The following is a 14,633-nucleotide window of genomic DNA, read 5'->3' as shown; positions in this document are numbered from 1 at the left end:
GGTGAGATTCGGAGCGGTGAGGGTGAGAGAGGCGGGACGAACCGCTCAGGGCGCCGCGTACTCGCCCAGGTTCTCGCCGAGCAGGGCGCGCAGTCTGGCGAGGGCGCGCACACAACGGGTGCGTACCGCGGCCGAGCTGGCGTTCATGGCGTCGGCGGTCTCCTCGATGCTGCGGTCCTCCCAGTACCGCAGGACGACCACGGCCCGGTCCTTGGGGGACAGCCGGCCCAGCGCCTCGATCAGGGTCAGCCGCAGAGGCGTGTCGGCGTCGGCGGCCCGGGTGTCCAGGACGTCGGGGAACACGTCGGTGGCCCGCTCCTTGCTGCTGCGCCGCCGCTGGTGGGTGAGGAAGGTGCGGGTGAGGACGGTCTGGGCGTACCCGGCGGGATTGCCGACCCGGGAGACCCGGCCCCAGTGGACGTACAGCCGGCCGAGTGTCTCCTGCACCAGGTCCTCGGCGAGATGGGTGTCGCCCCCGGTGAGCAGGCAGGCGGAACGGTAGAGGTGCCCCACGCGCGCCGCGGCGAACTCCTGGTAATCCCCCGCGTATTCCTCCACTCCGACCTGTCCCATGCATTCCCCCTGTGCTTGCCCCGTGCCTGCCCGCGCCGCCCTCACTTCATTGATGCGGTGGGCCCCCGGAAATGTTTCAGACGCGGTGGCCGGCCCTGCGGTGACCCGCCCTGCCGGGACCTCACCCGAACGCGACGCGGCGCCGCACCGGTGCGTACACACCGATGCGGCGCCGAGACACCGAACCACTCACACGCAGGGCCCCGCTACGGCAGCCCGTGCACGTGCGGTCCCACCGCGTTCGACCAGGCGTTGCCCGCCGTCGCGTCCCAGTTCGTCGACCAGGTCATCGCGCCGCGCAGGTCCGGGTAGGTCCTGGACGGTTTGAAGGAGCCGCAGTTCGTGCCCTTGGTGAGGCAGTCCAGGGCGTTGTTCACGATGGTCGGGGAGACGTAGCCGCTGCCCGCGCCCCGGGTGGAGGCCGGCAGGCCGAGGCCCACCTGGGAGGGGGCGAGGCCGCCCTCCAGCTGGATGCAGGCGAGGGCGGTGAGGAAGTCCACCGAGCCCTGCGAGTACACCTTGCCGTCGCAGCCGAGCATCGAACCGCTGTTGTAGTACTGCATGTTGACGACCGTGAGGATGTCCTTGATGTTCAGGGCCGTCTGGAAGTAGCCGTTCGACGTCGACTGCATGTCGATCGTCTGCGGTGCCATCGTGATGATCAGCGAGGAGCCCGCCTTCGAGGACAGGGACCGCAGCGCCTGCGTCATGTACGTGGCGTTGATGCCGTTCTCCAGGTCGATGTCGACGCCGTCGAAGCCGTACGTCTGCATCAGGGAGTAGACGGAGTTGGCGAAGTTCGTCGCCGAGGCGGAGTCGTTCACCGAGATCGTGCCGCGCTCGCCGCCGATCGAGATGATCACCTTCTTGCCCGCGGCCTGCTTGGCTTTGACGTCCGCCTTGAACTGGTCGACGGTGTAGCCGCCGAGGCCGGCCGAGTCGAGGTTGAAGGTCACCGCGCCGGGAGTGGTCGTGGCGTCGGCGAAGGCCACCGCGATGATGTCGTACTGGGACTGGACGTCGGAGATCTTCTGGACGGTCGCCCCGTTGTTGAAATTCTGCCAGTAGCCGGTCACCGCGTGCTTGGGCAGCGCGGTCCCGCCGCCCGAGGTCGCCTGGGTCGTCCCGGTGACCGCCGTCGACTTCGCCGACTCACCCGCCGCGTTCGTCGCGGTGACCTGGAAGGAGTACGAGGTGGAGGCGGCGAGACCGGTGACCGTCGCCGAGGTGCCGGTCACCGCGAGGACCTTCGTGCCGGCGCGGTAGACGTTGTAACCGGTCGCGCCCGACACCGCGTTCCAGGCGAGGGAGACGGCGGAGGACGTCGTGGACGGCACGCTCAGACCGGCCGGGGCCGCGGGGATGACCGGGCCGGGGTCGCTGCCGCCGCCCCCGTCGGGCCCGAACACGGAGAGGTCGTCGGCGAGGTACGCCGTCTGCCCGTACCAGCCGTGCGTGTAGACGGTCACGGACGTCGTGGAGGCGCCCGTCGTGAAGGACGTCGTCAGCTGCTTCCAGGAGGAGGAGTCCGGGGTCCAGGTCGACACGTCCGTCGTCCCCGTGCCGCTCGCGCCGAGGTACGCGTACCCGCCCTGCACCCACGCGCTCAGCGCGTACGTGGAGTTGGGCTTCACCGCCACGGTCTGGCTGCACCTGGCGTTGTCCTGCCCGGAGGGCGTGGCCTTCAGCGCGGCCGTACCGCCGTGCACCGGCGAGGAGACGGTGGCGCCGCTGCCCGCCGAACAGGTCCAGTTGGCGAGGCCCGACTCGAAGCCGGCGTTCTTGGTGTTGTTGACGTCGGCGGCCGAAGCCGGGCCGGCTCCGGTCAGGGAGAGGACGGACGCGGCGAGTGCGGTGGCGAGCGCTGCCACCCAGGTCCGTCTGCGTCGGGGCATGCCTGGTACGCGGTCCACTGGGGCCTCCGGTGAGTGGGGGGTCTGGAGTGGGGACGACTACGGTGGCCACCGCTGGACGTCCAAGGTGGTCCAGACCAATCCGGTTGTCAATACCTGAACGAAGTTCAATGTCCTTGCCGTACCGTCGAGTTGCGGCATTTGCGCCTCACTCTGCGTGGATCATGTACGCACCTTGTGTGAGGTGATCTCGCGGATCAGGTGTTGAGCGGCCCATGCCGTGGATAAGGTGCAGTTGCAGAAGGACGCCACAGTGACAAGTTCGCGTTCTTCCGTGCAGGTTTCATGGCGATATCAGGGGCGATCTGTGACGGTGGTTGACCACCCCGCGCAGTGAACGGGGTGGTGTGCAGCGTGCCGACCGCGATAGCCGTCACCAGTTCCGATCTGGTGCTCCCACCGCACGACCGGCAGACCCCGCCCGCCGCCGTACAGCCCCTCGAAAGCCTCGAAAGCTCCCTTACCGGAATGCACGCGCTCATCGAGCAGCACGGGTACGTGATCGCGCTGTACCCGTCCTCGACGCCGGGCGACGTCACCCGACGGCTGCACACCGTGCGCTCGGTCCTGGAGAGCGACCGCATCGCGCTGCTCGGCCTTGATCTGCCGCCACTCGGACTCGCCCTGCTCGCCCAGCAGTTGCGCCAGCTCTCCGTCTGCGACTTCAGCCCCGGAGTGCTCGCCTCCTCCGCGCGGCTGCTCGCGCACTACATCTACGCGGGCGCCCTGCTCGGCTCGGTCGCCAAGCTGGACCGCATCCCGGTGTCCCTGAAGTCGCACGCCAAGTCATGGGTGCCGGGCGCCCAGTTCGCCGTACTGGCCAATCCGCGGCCCCAACTGGTGCGCGTCGGCCAAGAGGAGCTCGCCGGGCCCGAGTTCGGGACGCGGATGCTCGTCGCGCCCGGGCAGCTGTCCGCCGACTGGCTCACCGGGACGCTCGCGCCCGCCTGGCACGTCCAGGGCGTCACGACCGTACCGCTGCCCGCCGAGTCCGCGCGGTGGTGGGGCACGGGCAAGGTCGCCGAGTTCGCCACCGGGCTCTACGACGTGTCCGTGCTGTACCAACTGGTCTCGTCCGTGCGCCGCGAGGAGTGTCACTGGTGCGGCCTGGAGCTCATCGGTGACCGCTGCGGATTCTGTGCGGCACCTTTGGCACCGCCTCAGGAGCTTCCGAGGGCCGCGGTGCGGGCAGCTTCTTCGGTACGTGCGCTGCCCCGAGGGGCTTCGTAAACCACGTAAGTCCCCGTAAGTCCGGTACGTACACCTGAATAGCACGTACGACTGCTCACCCCGTTGTCCCCGCCCCCCGATCGAGGTTGTCCGCGTCATGAACTCACGCCAGCGCCGCGGCGTCATCCTGCTGGTCCTCTCGGTCCTGTGCGCCCTGGGCGCCTTCGCCGGAGTGCTCTCGGTGATCCGCGACGTGAACTCGAAGGTCGGCCCCGAGGTCGCGGCGTACCGCCTGAAGGACGACATCGCGCCCTACAAGGAGCTGTCGGCCGGCCAGTTCGAGAAGGTCTCGATGCCCGAGCGGTGGCTGTCGTCCACCGCCGTCACCGACCTCTCCGAGATCCGCGGCAAGATCGCGGTCACCCAGCTGGAGAAGGGCTCGCTGCTCCAGAAGGACATGATCGTGGACCGGCCCGCGCTGGAGCCCGGCCAGCAGGAGATCGCGATCATGATCGACGCGGCGACCGGTGTGGCGGGCAAGATCAACCCGGGCGCCCGGGTCAACATCTTCGCCACGTTCAAGGACGAGACCGACAACGGCAAGGACCAGTCGAAGGTCATCGTCGCGAACGCCCGCGTCATCGACGTCGGCAAACTGACCGCGCTCGACCCCGGCCAGTCCAGCAACGACCGCCGCCGCACCGCGAACGAGGCGGTCCCGATCACCTTCGCCCTCGACACCGCCGACGCCCAACGCGTCGCGTACGCCGAGTCGTTCGCCGAACACGTCCGCCTCGCCCTGCTCGCGGGCGGCACCGACGCCACCGTCGCCCCCGGCGACCGCACGTACACCCTCGACGAGGACAAGTAGGAGGCCGTGATGCGCTCAGCCACCACGTGGCCGGATCGAGGGACCGGCAGGCCAGTCCGCGGAACCGGCGGGCCGGGCCGAGGGACAGGTGTGCCGGGCCGAGGACTCGGCGACCCGGGACGAGAGTCCGGCCGTCCGGGCCGCGGGATCGGCAGTCCAGGTCGAGAGTCCGGCAGGCCAGTCCGCGGAACCGGCGAGCCGGGCCGAGGAACAGGCAGGCCCGACCGAGGAATCTGCGTGCCGGACCGAAAGACCGGCGAGCCGGGCCGAGGGGTCGGCCGATGACCATCCGGATCCTTCCCGCCGTCGGCGACATCGACTCGGCCCGCGCGCTCACCACGCTGCTGAGCCAGCTCGCCGACGCCGAACCCGCGCCGCCCGTCCCGGACACCACGGCCCTGCTGGACACGCTGGCCCGCCTCGCCGCCGAGTCGCTGGACGAACTGCCCGAGGTCGTCCTCGTCCACGAGCGGATCGGCCCGGTCTCCGCGCTCGACGCCATCCGCGACGTGGTGATGCGCTTCCCGGCCGTCGGCGTCGTCCTCATCACCGCCGACACCAGCACCGGCGTACTCACCGCCGCCATGGACTCCGGCGCGCGCGGCATCATCGGCCTGCCCCTCGGCTACGACGCCCTGGCCGAACGCGTCCAGGCCGCCGCCGCCTGGTCCATGGGCATGCGGCGCCATCTCGGCAGCGGCACACCCGAGCTCTACACCGGACCGGGCGGCCGGATCGTCACGGTCACCGGCGCGAAGGGCGGCGTCGGCGCCACCGTGGCCGCGGTCCAACTCGCCCTGGCCGCCCAGGCGTCGGGCCACTCCGTCGCCCTGCTCGACCTGGACCTCCAGTCGGGCGACGTGGCCTCGTACCTGGACGTGCAGTTCCGCCGCTCCATCGCCGACCTCGCCGGGATCAGCGACATCAACCCGCGCGTCCTCCAGGACGCCGTCTACACCCACGACACCGGACTCGGCCTCCTCCTCGCCCCCGCCGAGGGCGAACGCGGCGAGGAGATCACCGACCGGGTGGCCCGCCAGGTCCTCGCGGCCCTGCGCTCCCGCTACGAGGTCGTGGTCGTCGACTGCGGTGCCCAGCTGAACGCGGCGAACGCGGCGGCCGTCGAACTGGCCGACCAGGCCCTGCTGTTGGTGACCCCCGACGTGGTCGCCGTCCGCGCCGCCAAACGCATGGTCCGCATGTGGGACCGCCTCCAGATCCGCAAGGCCGAGGAGACCCTGACCGTCGTCAACCGCTTCTCGCGCGGTACGGAGATACAGCCGTCCCTCGTCGAACGCGTCACCGGCACCAAGGTCGCCCGCTCCACGGTGCCCGCCGCCTTCAAGGAGCTCCAGTCGGTGGTGGACGCGGGGCGGATGCAGGACCTGGACGCCCGCTCCACGGTCAAGCAGGCCCTGTGGACCCTGGCGGGCGAACTGGACCTGGTGGTCCCGCAGGAGGGCGGCGGTGGCGGCAAACGCCGCAAGACGTCCTCGGACCGCGGCGCCCTCGCCCTCCGCCGCAAGGGCGGCGACCGAGGAGCGATCACCCTCGAATTCGCCGGAATGTTCCCCATCCTCCTGGTCGTGATGACCATCCTGTGGCAGTGCGCGCTGTACGGCTATACGTACTCCCTCGCGGGGAACGCGGCGGACGAGGCGGCCAGGGCCGCCACGGCGGCGAACGCGATGACGCCGGGCGCGTACGCCGGAGCGTGTCAGGACGCGGGAAGCGAACACCTCCCGGGCGCCTGGGACGACGCCGAGATCGGCTGCGGCACGGACGGGCCGGTCATGAAGGCCACCGTCGAGGCAGAGGTACCCCTCTTCTTCCCGGGCTTCGACGCGGGCTGGACGGTCAAGGGCGAGGCGGGAGCCGCGCTGGAAGGGGACGACGAATGAAGCGCTTCCCGACACGCCTCCCGACCCGCCTCCTGAGGCGCCTCGCGAAACGTCTCCGGGGCGACGACCGGGGCGTATCCATGCTGGAGTTCGCCGGATTCCTGCCCATCCTCCTGCTCGTCGGCATGGCGGCCATCCAGCTCGGCCTCATCGGCTACGGCCTCAGCCAGGCCGGTACAGCGGCACGGGCCGCGGCGCGGGCGGCCTCGCAGGGCGAGGACGGAACCGCGGCGGGCCAGGCCGCGGTGAGCGGCTGGCTCGACCCGGCGGTGGCGGCTGCCGAGGGCCCGGACCTCACCACCGCGACGGTCACCGTCACCGTCCCCGCCGTGATCCCCCTCCTGCCGACCGTGACCGTAGAACGCAACGCCACCATGCCGACGGACGACTGAGCGAGAGGAGCCGACCCATGAGCCTGCGAGCCCGTATCGCCGCCCCCGAAGAGGGCGGAACCGACCGCGAGGACGGACACCTCGTCGCCGTCTACCGCGCCAAGCTGCTCGAAGAGATCGACCTCGCCGAGATGTCGAGCCTCGCCGCGGCCGAGCGACGGATGCGCCTGGAGCGCGTGCTCGGGCACATCATCAGCCGCGAGGGCCCGGTCCTGTCGTCCTCCGAGCGCTCCCAGCTGATCCGCCGGGTCGTCGACGAGGCGCTCGGCCTCGGCGTCCTCGAACCGCTCCTCGCCGACGCGTCGATCACCGAGATCATGGTCAACGGCCCGGACTCCATCTTCGTGGAGCGGGCGGGACGCGTGGAACAGCTCCCGCTGCGCTTCGCCTCCAACGAGCAGCTGATGCAGACCATCGAGCGCATCGTCTCCACCGTCAACCGCCGCGTGGACGAGTCGAACCCGATGGTCGACGCCCGCCTGCCCACCGGCGAGCGCGTCAACGTCATCATCCCGCCGCTCGCGCTCACCGGCCCGACCCTCACGATCCGCCGCTTCCCGCGTGCCTACACCCTCCCTGAGCTGATCGGCCTCGGCTCGCTCGACGAGCAGATGCTGATGCTGCTCGCCGCGTTCGTCCGCGCCCGCTTCAACGTCATCGTCAGCGGCGGTACGGGCACCGGAAAGACGACGCTCCTCAACGCGCTCTCCGGACTCATCCCGTCCCACGAGCGCATCATCACCATCGAGGACTCCGCCGAACTCCAGCTCCAGCAGGAGCATGTGATCCGCCTCGAATCCCGCCCGGCGAACGTGGAGGGCAAGGGCCAGATCACCATCCGCGACCTGGTCCGCAACTCCCTGCGTATGCGCCCCGATCGCATCATCGTCGGCGAGGTCCGCGGCGGCGAGACGCTCGACATGCTCCAGGCCATGTCGACCGGCCACGACGGCTCCCTCGCCACGGTCCACTCGAACTCCGCCGAGGACGCGCTGATGCGCCTCCAGACCCTCGGCTCGATGTCCGAGGTCCAGATCCCCTTCGAGGCGCTCAAGGACCAGATCAACTCCGCGGTCGATGTCGTCGTCCAGCTCACCCGCCACGCCGACGGCTCCCGCAAGGTCACCGAGATCGCCCTGCTCGTCTCGCACGGCCGCGAGCAGTTCCGCGTCGTCCCGGTCACCCGCTTCGTGCCCCGCCCCACCGGCCCCGACCGCGTCGTCCACGGCCACTTCGAGCATCTCCCGCTGCCCCGCGCGGTCGCCGAGAAGCTGTACGTCGCCAACGAGCCCCTGCCGCCCGCCTTCGGGGTCGCGGAAGCCATCGACGTACTGAACACGAGGCAGGCCATCGGATGAACCGCCGTACGCCTCCCACGACCGGGCTTGAGACGTCGCCTACCAGCGCACCCGCGACGCCGCCTGCCCGCGCACGCGCGACCCCCCTCACTCGCGCACCCGCGACGCCCCCCACCACCGAACCTGACACGACCCCCACCGAACCTGAGAGGAGCGAGCCGTGAACAACCCGGCCCTGCTCGCCCTCGGCGGCACCGTCCTGTGCGGCACCCTCGCCGTCGCGGGCGTGCACACGTACGCGTCGGGCCGCGCCCAGCGGCAGGCCCTCGTCGACCGCCTCTCCGGCGGCGGCCCGCTGCGCACCGCGGCCGGCCGCGCCCGCCGCTTCGCCGCCGTCGACCGCCGGCTGCGCCGCACCCGCCTCGGCCGCACGATCCACCTGCGCCTGTCGGCGACGGGACTCGACGTGACGGCGGGCGAGTTCTGCACATACGTCGCCGCCGGGGTCGTCGCACTCTGGCTGATCGCGGCCGCCGCCCTGGCCCCGTTCTTCGGCCCCATCGCCGGTCTGGCCGGCATCTGGAGCGCGGCGATCTTCCTCAACTGGCAACGCCAGAAACGCATCGAGGCCTTCATCAACCAACTCCCGGACGTGGCCCGCCTGCTGGCCAACGCGGCGGCCGCCGGCCTCGCCCTGCGTACGGCCCTGGCGATGGCGGCGGAGGAGCTGGAGGCCCCGGCGGGCGAGGAACTGGCCCGGGTGGCCGACCAGTTGACCCTCGGCCGCTCGGTCGACGACGCCCTCGGCGAACTGGCCGAACGCCTCCCGTCCCGTGAACTCGTCGTCCTCGTCACCACCCTCGTCCTGTCCAACAAGGCGGGCGGCTCGGTGGTCAACTCCCTGCGGAACCTCACCCAGACCCTGGAGGACCGCAAGGAGACCCGCCGCGAGGTCCGCACCATGCTCTCCGAGGTCAACGCGACCGCCTTCACGGTCCCGCTCCTCGGCGTCGGCTCCCTGGTCCTGATCAACTCCTCGAACGAGGGCGCCCTCGCCAAGGTGACCGGCTCCGCGCTCGGCCAGACCCTGGTGCTCGTCTCCATGGGCCTCTACACCATCGGCTTCTTCGCCATCCGCCGCCTCGGCAAGATCGAAGTATGAGGGGGAGGGGATTACGTTGCTGGCCTTGCTCCTCGCCGCGCTGACGGGCCTCGCCGTCGGAGGCATGCTCCTCGGCATCCGCATGTACCGCGCGGACGCCAAGCTCCCCGGCGACATGGCGCTCGCCCTGGAGGTCGGCGCCACCCGCGTCTCGAAGGCCGACTCGGCCGTCGACCGCCTGGGCATGCGGTTCGCCCCGCTCGTCCTGCGTCTGATGGGCCCCCGCCGTACGGACGCCAAACGCCGCCGCATCGACATGGCGGGCAACCCCGGCGGCCTGACCCTGAACCGCTACGCGGCCCGCCGGGCGGTGTACGGGGTCTTCGGCGTCCTGCTCTGCCTGATCTTCCTCACCAACGGCCAGCCGCTCTTCGCCCTGATGGCCCTCGCCTTCGGCATCCTCGCCGCCGACGCCCTCATCTGGCAGGCCATCCGCGAACGCAAGGACGTCATCGACCGCACCCTCCCGGACTTCCTGGACGTCCTGGCGGTCGTGGTCTCGGCGGGCCTCGGCTTCCGCCAGGCCCTGGACCGGGTCGCGGAACGGTACGAGGGCCCGTGGGCGGACGAACTGCGCATCACCCTGCGCCAGATGGACATGGGCGTCAGCCGCCGCCAGGCCTTCGACGAACTGCGCAGGCGCAACTCCTCCGAACAGGTCGCCCAGTTCGTCTCGGCGCTCCAGCAGGGCGAGGAACTGGGCTCCCCGATCGCGGACACCCTGATCCAGCTCGCCACGGACATGCGCCGCACCGACGCCCAGAACTCCCGCCGCCGCGCGGCCAAGACGATCCCCAAGGCCACCATGGTCACCCTGGTCTTCATGCTTCCGGCCACGATGATCCTCATCGCCACAGGAATGTTCCTGGGCTCCGGCACCAACTTCGGCTCGGTATTGGGGCGTTGAGGTGACGGGGACCTGGAAACACCGGTGGGCATGGCGCCCCCTCAAGGGGCGCGGGGAACTGCGCGACCAGCCCCCACCGGCCCGCAGCCAACGAACAACCCTTCCCCCGGCCGGCTCCGCCAAGTGGGCCACAGGCTACTTCGCAGACGACGCGGCAGCGCCCGGCAGCGTCCGCCTCCAGCTCAACGCCCTACAGGCCCTGTGCCGCCAGGCGTTCGCGGTCCGCCTCACCCTGATCGCGATCGGCGCCCCCTTCGCGACGGCCAACGCGACGGACGGCCCGCCCCGCTACGGCGTCCTCGCCGCGGCGGTCCTCGGCGTCATGGGCTCGTACGCCATGCTCAGGGACTGGGACCGCCTCGCCCCCCGCCTCCTCGCACACCCCACCCTCATGGCGGTGGACCTGGTCTTCGGCGCGATACTCCTGCTGACCGCGCCCCCCGCCTCCCCCCTCGCGTACGCGGCCGTCTGCACCCCGCTCCTGGCGGGCCTGCTGTACGGCTGGCGCGGCTCCGGAGTCTTCACGGGCCTCCAACTCGTCGTACTGCTCATGGTGTTCAGGACCTGGGAACACCATCCGGGCGCCGGCGCCAGCACTCTCCTGATCGCGGGCTTCTGTATCGCCGCGGGCATCATAGGCGTCACCCTGCGCAACCTGATGTTCCACTTCGGCACGGCCAGTCAGGCCCTCGCGGAGGCCAACTCCCGCCTGGCCGTGGCGGAGGCCGTCGAGTCCGAACGGGCGCGCCTGGCCCGGGATATGCACGACTCGGTGGCGAAGACCCTGCACGGCCTGGCCCTGGCCGCCGAGGCCCTCGCGGTCGCCGCCGACCACGACACGGACCCCCGCGCCCTCAAGTCCCAGGCCGCGGCGGTGGCGGGCGCGGCACGCCGGGCGGCGGCGGAGTCCCGCGACCTCCTGACGGACCTGCGCCACCACACGACGCTGTCGCTTCCGCCCACGGACCTGAGGACGGAACTGTCGGCGAGGGCCGAGGACTTCGCCTCCCGTACGGGCATCGCGGCGCGGGTCGACCACCAGGCGCCCTCCACCCTCGTACTCCCACCCGAAACGTCCCACCACCTCCTGGCGATCGTCTCGGAGGCACTGGAGAACACACACCGCCACGCGACGAACGCGACCCGCGTGGACGTGACCCTCGACGCCTCCCCCTCCTCCCTCCACCTGACGGTGAGGGACGACGGAACCGGCCCGGCCGTATCCCTCGATTCCCTCGATGACGTACAACACCTGGCGAAAACCGGCCACTTCGGTCTGCTGGGCATGATGGAACGCGCGACGTCGATGGGCGCGGGCATTCAGCTGCGCCAGGCCGAGCAGGGCGGCACGGAGGTCAAGGTCGACCTTCCGCTGGGCGCCCCCCTGCCGGTATCCCCCTCACACACTCCTCAAGAGGAGGCCGCACATGCCTGACCAGGCACTTCCCGGCCCGCCCCTACGAGTGCTCGTTGCCGACGACAATCCCGTCGTACGGGCGGGCCTGGCGGCCCTGCTCGACGCCCACCCCGGCATCCGGGTCACCGCCAGGGCGTCGAACGGTGCGGAGGCGGTCGCGGCCGCGACCCGCGACCGCCCCGACGTGATCCTCCTGGACGTACGCATGCCGGGCTCGGACGGCCTCACCGCACTGCCGTTACTGGGCCGGCTGGCTCCCGTGATGATGCTGACGTACAGCCGTGAACCCGAGGTGGTGGCGGAGGCGTTGCGCCTGGGAGCGGCCGGTTATCTCGTGCACGGCGAGTTCACGGCGGCCGAACTGATCACCGCGGTCCGTGACGTGCGTGACGGAAGGGCCACCTTCTCGCCTTCCGCCGAGGCTGTCTCTTCCGCCTCTTCCGCCGCCTCTTCCGCCACCGCGGCAACTGGGTCGGATTCACTCGGTGTTTCGTACGAACCGAACGAAATCTCTTCGCATCTGCAACCGGTTGTGGCACAGTCGTCGAAGGCTCGACCCGCCTCCGCGGCGGGACTTCAGCGCCGCGGCCACAACCGACTGGATTTCGGACTGAGTTCACGGGAGGTGGAGGTCATGGATCTGATAGCGGCCGGCATGAACAACCGGCAGATCGCCGCCACGTGTTTCATCAGTGAGAAGACGGTCAAGAACCACATCAATCGCATCTTCGCAAAGCTGCACAGTTCCACGCGCAGCGAAGCGATAGCCCACTGGCTGGGCACGGCCCGCGGGGGGTGGAACCGGTGACTCCGATCTCGGGAAGTTGGGCCCCTGGGCCCACCCGGAGTAGGCGTGTTCTCACGTACGGTGCGCGGGACGGTAGTGGTTTCAGGTGGGAGGGAAGGGATCACTGTGACCAAGAGCCAGGGACCGGAGACATCCACGAGGACGCGGTACGCGGTACGCGGGTGGGTTCACACCGTGGCCTCCCGGATGCGAGGACGAGACCGGGACGCCGGGGCGGGCTTCGTGGAGTACGCGGGGCTGATGATCCTGATCGCGGGGATCTTCACGCTGATCGACGGGCTCGGGCTCGACGGCCTGATCTCGGGCGCGATCCTCGCAGCGGTCACCAGCGTCGTCGGAGGCTGATTGCAGCACGTCTGCGCGGCGACCGAGGGGCGACTCTCCCCATCTACATCTGGCTGACGGGGATTCTGCTCTTCGCCGCGTTCGCCTTCTTCGCATTCGCTCAGGCGGCGTCCGCCCGTAACGGAGCTCAATCCGCGGCGGACGCCGCTGCGTTGGCTGCCGCCCAGAGCGCGCGGGACGAGTTGGTGGAGGGCCTGGGAGGCGCCGTCGGCGGGGACGCCGACTGGCTGGACTGGCTCGACCCCGAAGCGCTCGAAGGCGCCGGGGCCGCCGCCGCGGCCGACGCGTTGGCCGCCGAGAACGACGCGGCCGTCACGGCGTTCGGGGGCGCGACCGTGAACGGGTACCTCGGCTACGAGGTGGCGATCCAGACGAACTACACGGTCGGCGACTCGCTCATCCCGGGCACGGAGAACATACAGGCGACGGCCGATGCCAAGGCTGTCATCAAGCCCCGCTGCGAATTCGCCGTACCCGACGACCCCCAGGACGCCGTCGAACTCGACTGCGACGGCGAGTTGGTGAACATCGACCCCGAAGATTTCGATTTGGACGACCTTCCCGACGCGTCCGTGCTGTTCTCTGTGCAACTGGCCGAGTGAAAGGAAGCCGTACCAATGAACATTCGGCGCACCACGAAGGGCCGCACGGTACTGACCGCGGTGGCGATCACGACTGGGCTGGTCCTCACGGTGGCCGGCTGCGGTGGGGGAGACGACGGGGCTTCGGACAAGAAGACTTCGTCCTCGTCGCCCGCGAAGAACGACGACGGGGGTGACGACAAGCAGGAATCCCAAGCCCCTTCCGCCGAGCAGACGCTGGCCGAGGTCAAGGGCGGCGGTCTGACCCTGGCCGTCACGTCGGCCACCCGGGACGACGGCGGCTTCGTCACCGTCGCGGGAACGGTGACGAACGGCAGCGGCAAGCCGTGGGTGGCCGCGGACTGGCGCGGCGACGAGAGCGAACTGGCCAAGAACGGCGGGTCGATCGCCGGCGCGAGCCTGGTCGACCAGACGGGCAAGAAGAAGTACCTCGTCCTGCGCGACACGGAAGGGCGCTGCCTGTGCACCCGGTTCACCGGCGGCGTGCTGTCGGGTGACACCACAGAGTGGTTCGCCCAGTTCCCAGCCCCACCCGAAGGCACCACCAAGGTCTCCTTCCAGGTCGGCTCGATGCCCCCTGCCTCCATCGAACTCTCCGAGGGCGAGTAACCATGCCCCTCACCCCCCGCACCACAGCGATCACCTTCACCGTTCTCACCACCCTCGTCTTCCTGACGCCCCTCACCCCGGCCCAGGCGGACGACGAGGACCCGAGCGCTCCGCCGGGCAGCGTCAGCAGTTCCCCACCCCCTGAAGTGGACGCGAACAGCCCGGGGTTGAAGCTCGCCGACGGCGCCACGCTCGCGCCCGCGCGCGTGCTGGACATCAAGTCGGTCGTCGAGGACCTCGGCGGCGAGGAACGCCGGGTGGACACGAACGAGGACGTGACGTTCGCGCTCCAGGCGGAGGTCCTCTTCCCGAAGGACAGCTCGAAGCTCAACCCCGAGGCACGCTCCCGCATCAAGGCGATCGCGGACGAGATCAAGGCCCAGAACGCCACGAACGTCCGCGTCTTCGGCTTCACCGACAACCTCGGCTCGTACGCCCACGGCCTGACCCTCTCCAAGAACCGCGCCGAAGTCGTCCACGAGGAACTCGCCTCCAGCCTCGGCGGAACGAACGTCACCTTCGCGGTACGCGGCTACAGCGAGGACTACCCGATCGCCGACAACACCTCGGAACAGGGCCGCCGCAAAAACCGCCGCGTGGAGGTGACGTTCCCGAAGGGGGAGGGGGCGGGGCCCAGTCAGAGCTGACGCACGATCGAGCCGTCG

General features: G+C 70.3%; 15 protein-coding genes. 13 read left to right on the top strand and 2 right to left on the bottom strand.

Annotation, left to right across the window (positions count from 1 at the left end; genetic code table 11):
- Positions 1–45: 45 nt before the first annotated feature.
- Positions 46–573 carry a SigE family RNA polymerase sigma factor gene (locus OHA11_RS15880; protein ID WP_266496734.1) on the bottom strand — a complete coding sequence of 176 codons (528 nt, stop codon included), beginning with the start codon at positions 571–573 and terminating at the stop codon, positions 46–48.
- 206 nt (positions 574–779) lie between these two features.
- Positions 780–2,468: a chitinase gene (locus OHA11_RS15875; RefSeq protein ID WP_266496732.1), complete on the bottom strand. Its 1,689-nt coding sequence runs from the start codon at positions 2,466–2,468 to the stop codon at positions 780–782.
- 372 nt (positions 2,469–2,840) lie between these two features.
- On the opposite strand from OHA11_RS15875, the gene OHA11_RS15870 reads away from it, so the two are divergent.
- From OHA11_RS15870 to OHA11_RS15810, 13 genes are all read left to right on the top strand, one after another.
- Positions 2,841–3,716 (top strand): hypothetical protein, encoded by an 876-nt coding sequence (locus OHA11_RS15870; RefSeq protein WP_266496730.1) that lies wholly within the window; start codon positions 2,841–2,843, stop codon positions 3,714–3,716.
- A gap of 97 nt (positions 3,717–3,813) precedes the next feature.
- Positions 3,814–4,527: a Flp pilus assembly protein CpaB gene (gene cpaB, locus OHA11_RS15865; protein WP_266496728.1), complete on the top strand. Its 714-nt coding sequence runs from the start codon at positions 3,814–3,816 to the stop codon at positions 4,525–4,527.
- Positions 4,528–4,808: 281 nt separating this feature from the next.
- Complete coding sequence (locus OHA11_RS15860) at positions 4,809–6,428, top strand: AAA family ATPase (RefSeq protein WP_266496727.1); 1,620 nt, start codon at positions 4,809–4,811, stop codon at positions 6,426–6,428.
- Positions 6,425–6,820, top strand: a complete 396-nt coding sequence (locus OHA11_RS15855; RefSeq protein ID WP_266496725.1) for a TadE/TadG family type IV pilus assembly protein — start codon at positions 6,425–6,427, stop codon at positions 6,818–6,820. The genes OHA11_RS15860 and OHA11_RS15855 overlap by 4 nt, the downstream gene beginning before the upstream one ends.
- A gap of 17 nt (positions 6,821–6,837) precedes the next feature.
- Entirely contained in the window at positions 6,838–8,178 is a 1,341-nt protein-coding gene (locus tag OHA11_RS15850; protein WP_266496723.1) for a CpaF family protein, read from the top strand.
- A 160-nt stretch (positions 8,179–8,338) separates the two neighbouring features.
- Positions 8,339–9,280 carry a type II secretion system F family protein gene (locus tag OHA11_RS15845; RefSeq protein ID WP_266496721.1) on the top strand — a complete coding sequence of 314 codons (942 nt, stop codon included), beginning with the start codon at positions 8,339–8,341 and terminating at the stop codon, positions 9,278–9,280.
- Positions 9,281–9,296: 16 nt separating this feature from the next.
- Entirely contained in the window at positions 9,297–10,187 is an 891-nt protein-coding gene (locus tag OHA11_RS15840; RefSeq protein ID WP_266496719.1) for a DUF5936 domain-containing protein, read from the top strand.
- A 1-nt stretch (position 10,188) separates the two neighbouring features.
- The gene (locus OHA11_RS15835) at positions 10,189–11,622 is read left to right on the top strand and encodes a sensor histidine kinase (protein ID WP_266496717.1); all 1,434 of its coding nucleotides are present in this window, start codon (positions 10,189–10,191) and stop codon (positions 11,620–11,622) included.
- Positions 11,615–12,412 carry a response regulator transcription factor gene (locus OHA11_RS15830; RefSeq protein ID WP_266496715.1) on the top strand — a complete coding sequence of 266 codons (798 nt, stop codon included), beginning with the start codon at positions 11,615–11,617 and terminating at the stop codon, positions 12,410–12,412. The genes OHA11_RS15835 and OHA11_RS15830 overlap by 8 nt, the downstream gene beginning before the upstream one ends.
- Before the next feature lie 186 nt (positions 12,413–12,598).
- A complete protein-coding gene (locus OHA11_RS15825) occupies positions 12,599–12,757 on the top strand; it encodes a hypothetical protein (protein ID WP_266507201.1) in 159 nt (52 codons plus the stop codon).
- The gene (locus OHA11_RS15820; protein WP_266507199.1) at positions 12,754–13,359 is read left to right on the top strand and encodes a pilus assembly protein TadG-related protein; all 606 of its coding nucleotides are present in this window, start codon (positions 12,754–12,756) and stop codon (positions 13,357–13,359) included. Before OHA11_RS15825 ends, OHA11_RS15820 begins: the two co-directional genes overlap by 4 nt.
- A 15-nt stretch (positions 13,360–13,374) precedes the next feature.
- Positions 13,375–13,968 carry a hypothetical protein gene (locus OHA11_RS15815; protein WP_266496714.1) on the top strand — a complete coding sequence of 198 codons (594 nt, stop codon included), beginning with the start codon at positions 13,375–13,377 and terminating at the stop codon, positions 13,966–13,968.
- 2 nt (positions 13,969–13,970) lie between these two features.
- The gene (locus OHA11_RS15810) at positions 13,971–14,615 is read left to right on the top strand and encodes an OmpA family protein (protein ID WP_266496712.1); all 645 of its coding nucleotides are present in this window, start codon (positions 13,971–13,973) and stop codon (positions 14,613–14,615) included.
- The last annotated feature ends 18 nt before the right edge of the window (positions 14,616–14,633 follow it).

This window comes from Streptomyces sp. NBC_00878, from assembly GCF_026341515.1.
Lineage (GTDB): Bacteria > Actinomycetota > Actinomycetes > Streptomycetales > Streptomycetaceae > Streptomyces.
The sequence above is the reverse complement of the archived record's forward strand: the minus strand, read 5'-3'. Positions and strand labels throughout refer to the sequence as shown.

What these genes read in the sequence shown, in the direction of transcription:
- OHA11_RS15880 (WP_266496734.1), bottom strand. Translation starts at nt 573, where the DNA reads ATGGGACAGGTCGGAGTGGAGGAATACGCGGGGGATTACCAGGAGTTC.
- OHA11_RS15875 (WP_266496732.1), bottom strand. Translation starts at nt 2,468, where the DNA reads ATGCCCCGACGCAGACGGACCTGGGTGGCAGCGCTCGCCACCGCACTC.
- cpaB (WP_266496728.1), top strand. Translation starts at nt 3,814, where the DNA reads ATGAACTCACGCCAGCGCCGCGGCGTCATCCTGCTGGTCCTCTCGGTC.
- OHA11_RS15860 (WP_266496727.1), top strand. Translation starts at nt 4,809, where the DNA reads ATGACCATCCGGATCCTTCCCGCCGTCGGCGACATCGACTCGGCCCGC.
- OHA11_RS15855 (WP_266496725.1), top strand. Translation starts at nt 6,425, where the DNA reads ATGAAGCGCTTCCCGACACGCCTCCCGACCCGCCTCCTGAGGCGCCTC.
- OHA11_RS15850 (WP_266496723.1), top strand. Translation starts at nt 6,838, where the DNA reads ATGAGCCTGCGAGCCCGTATCGCCGCCCCCGAAGAGGGCGGAACCGAC.
- OHA11_RS15830 (WP_266496715.1), top strand. Translation starts at nt 11,615, where the DNA reads ATGCCTGACCAGGCACTTCCCGGCCCGCCCCTACGAGTGCTCGTTGCC.
- OHA11_RS15825 (WP_266507201.1), top strand. Translation starts at nt 12,599, where the DNA reads ATGCGAGGACGAGACCGGGACGCCGGGGCGGGCTTCGTGGAGTACGCG.
- OHA11_RS15815 (WP_266496714.1), top strand. Translation starts at nt 13,375, where the DNA reads ATGAACATTCGGCGCACCACGAAGGGCCGCACGGTACTGACCGCGGTG.
- OHA11_RS15810 (WP_266496712.1), top strand. Translation starts at nt 13,971, where the DNA reads ATGCCCCTCACCCCCCGCACCACAGCGATCACCTTCACCGTTCTCACC.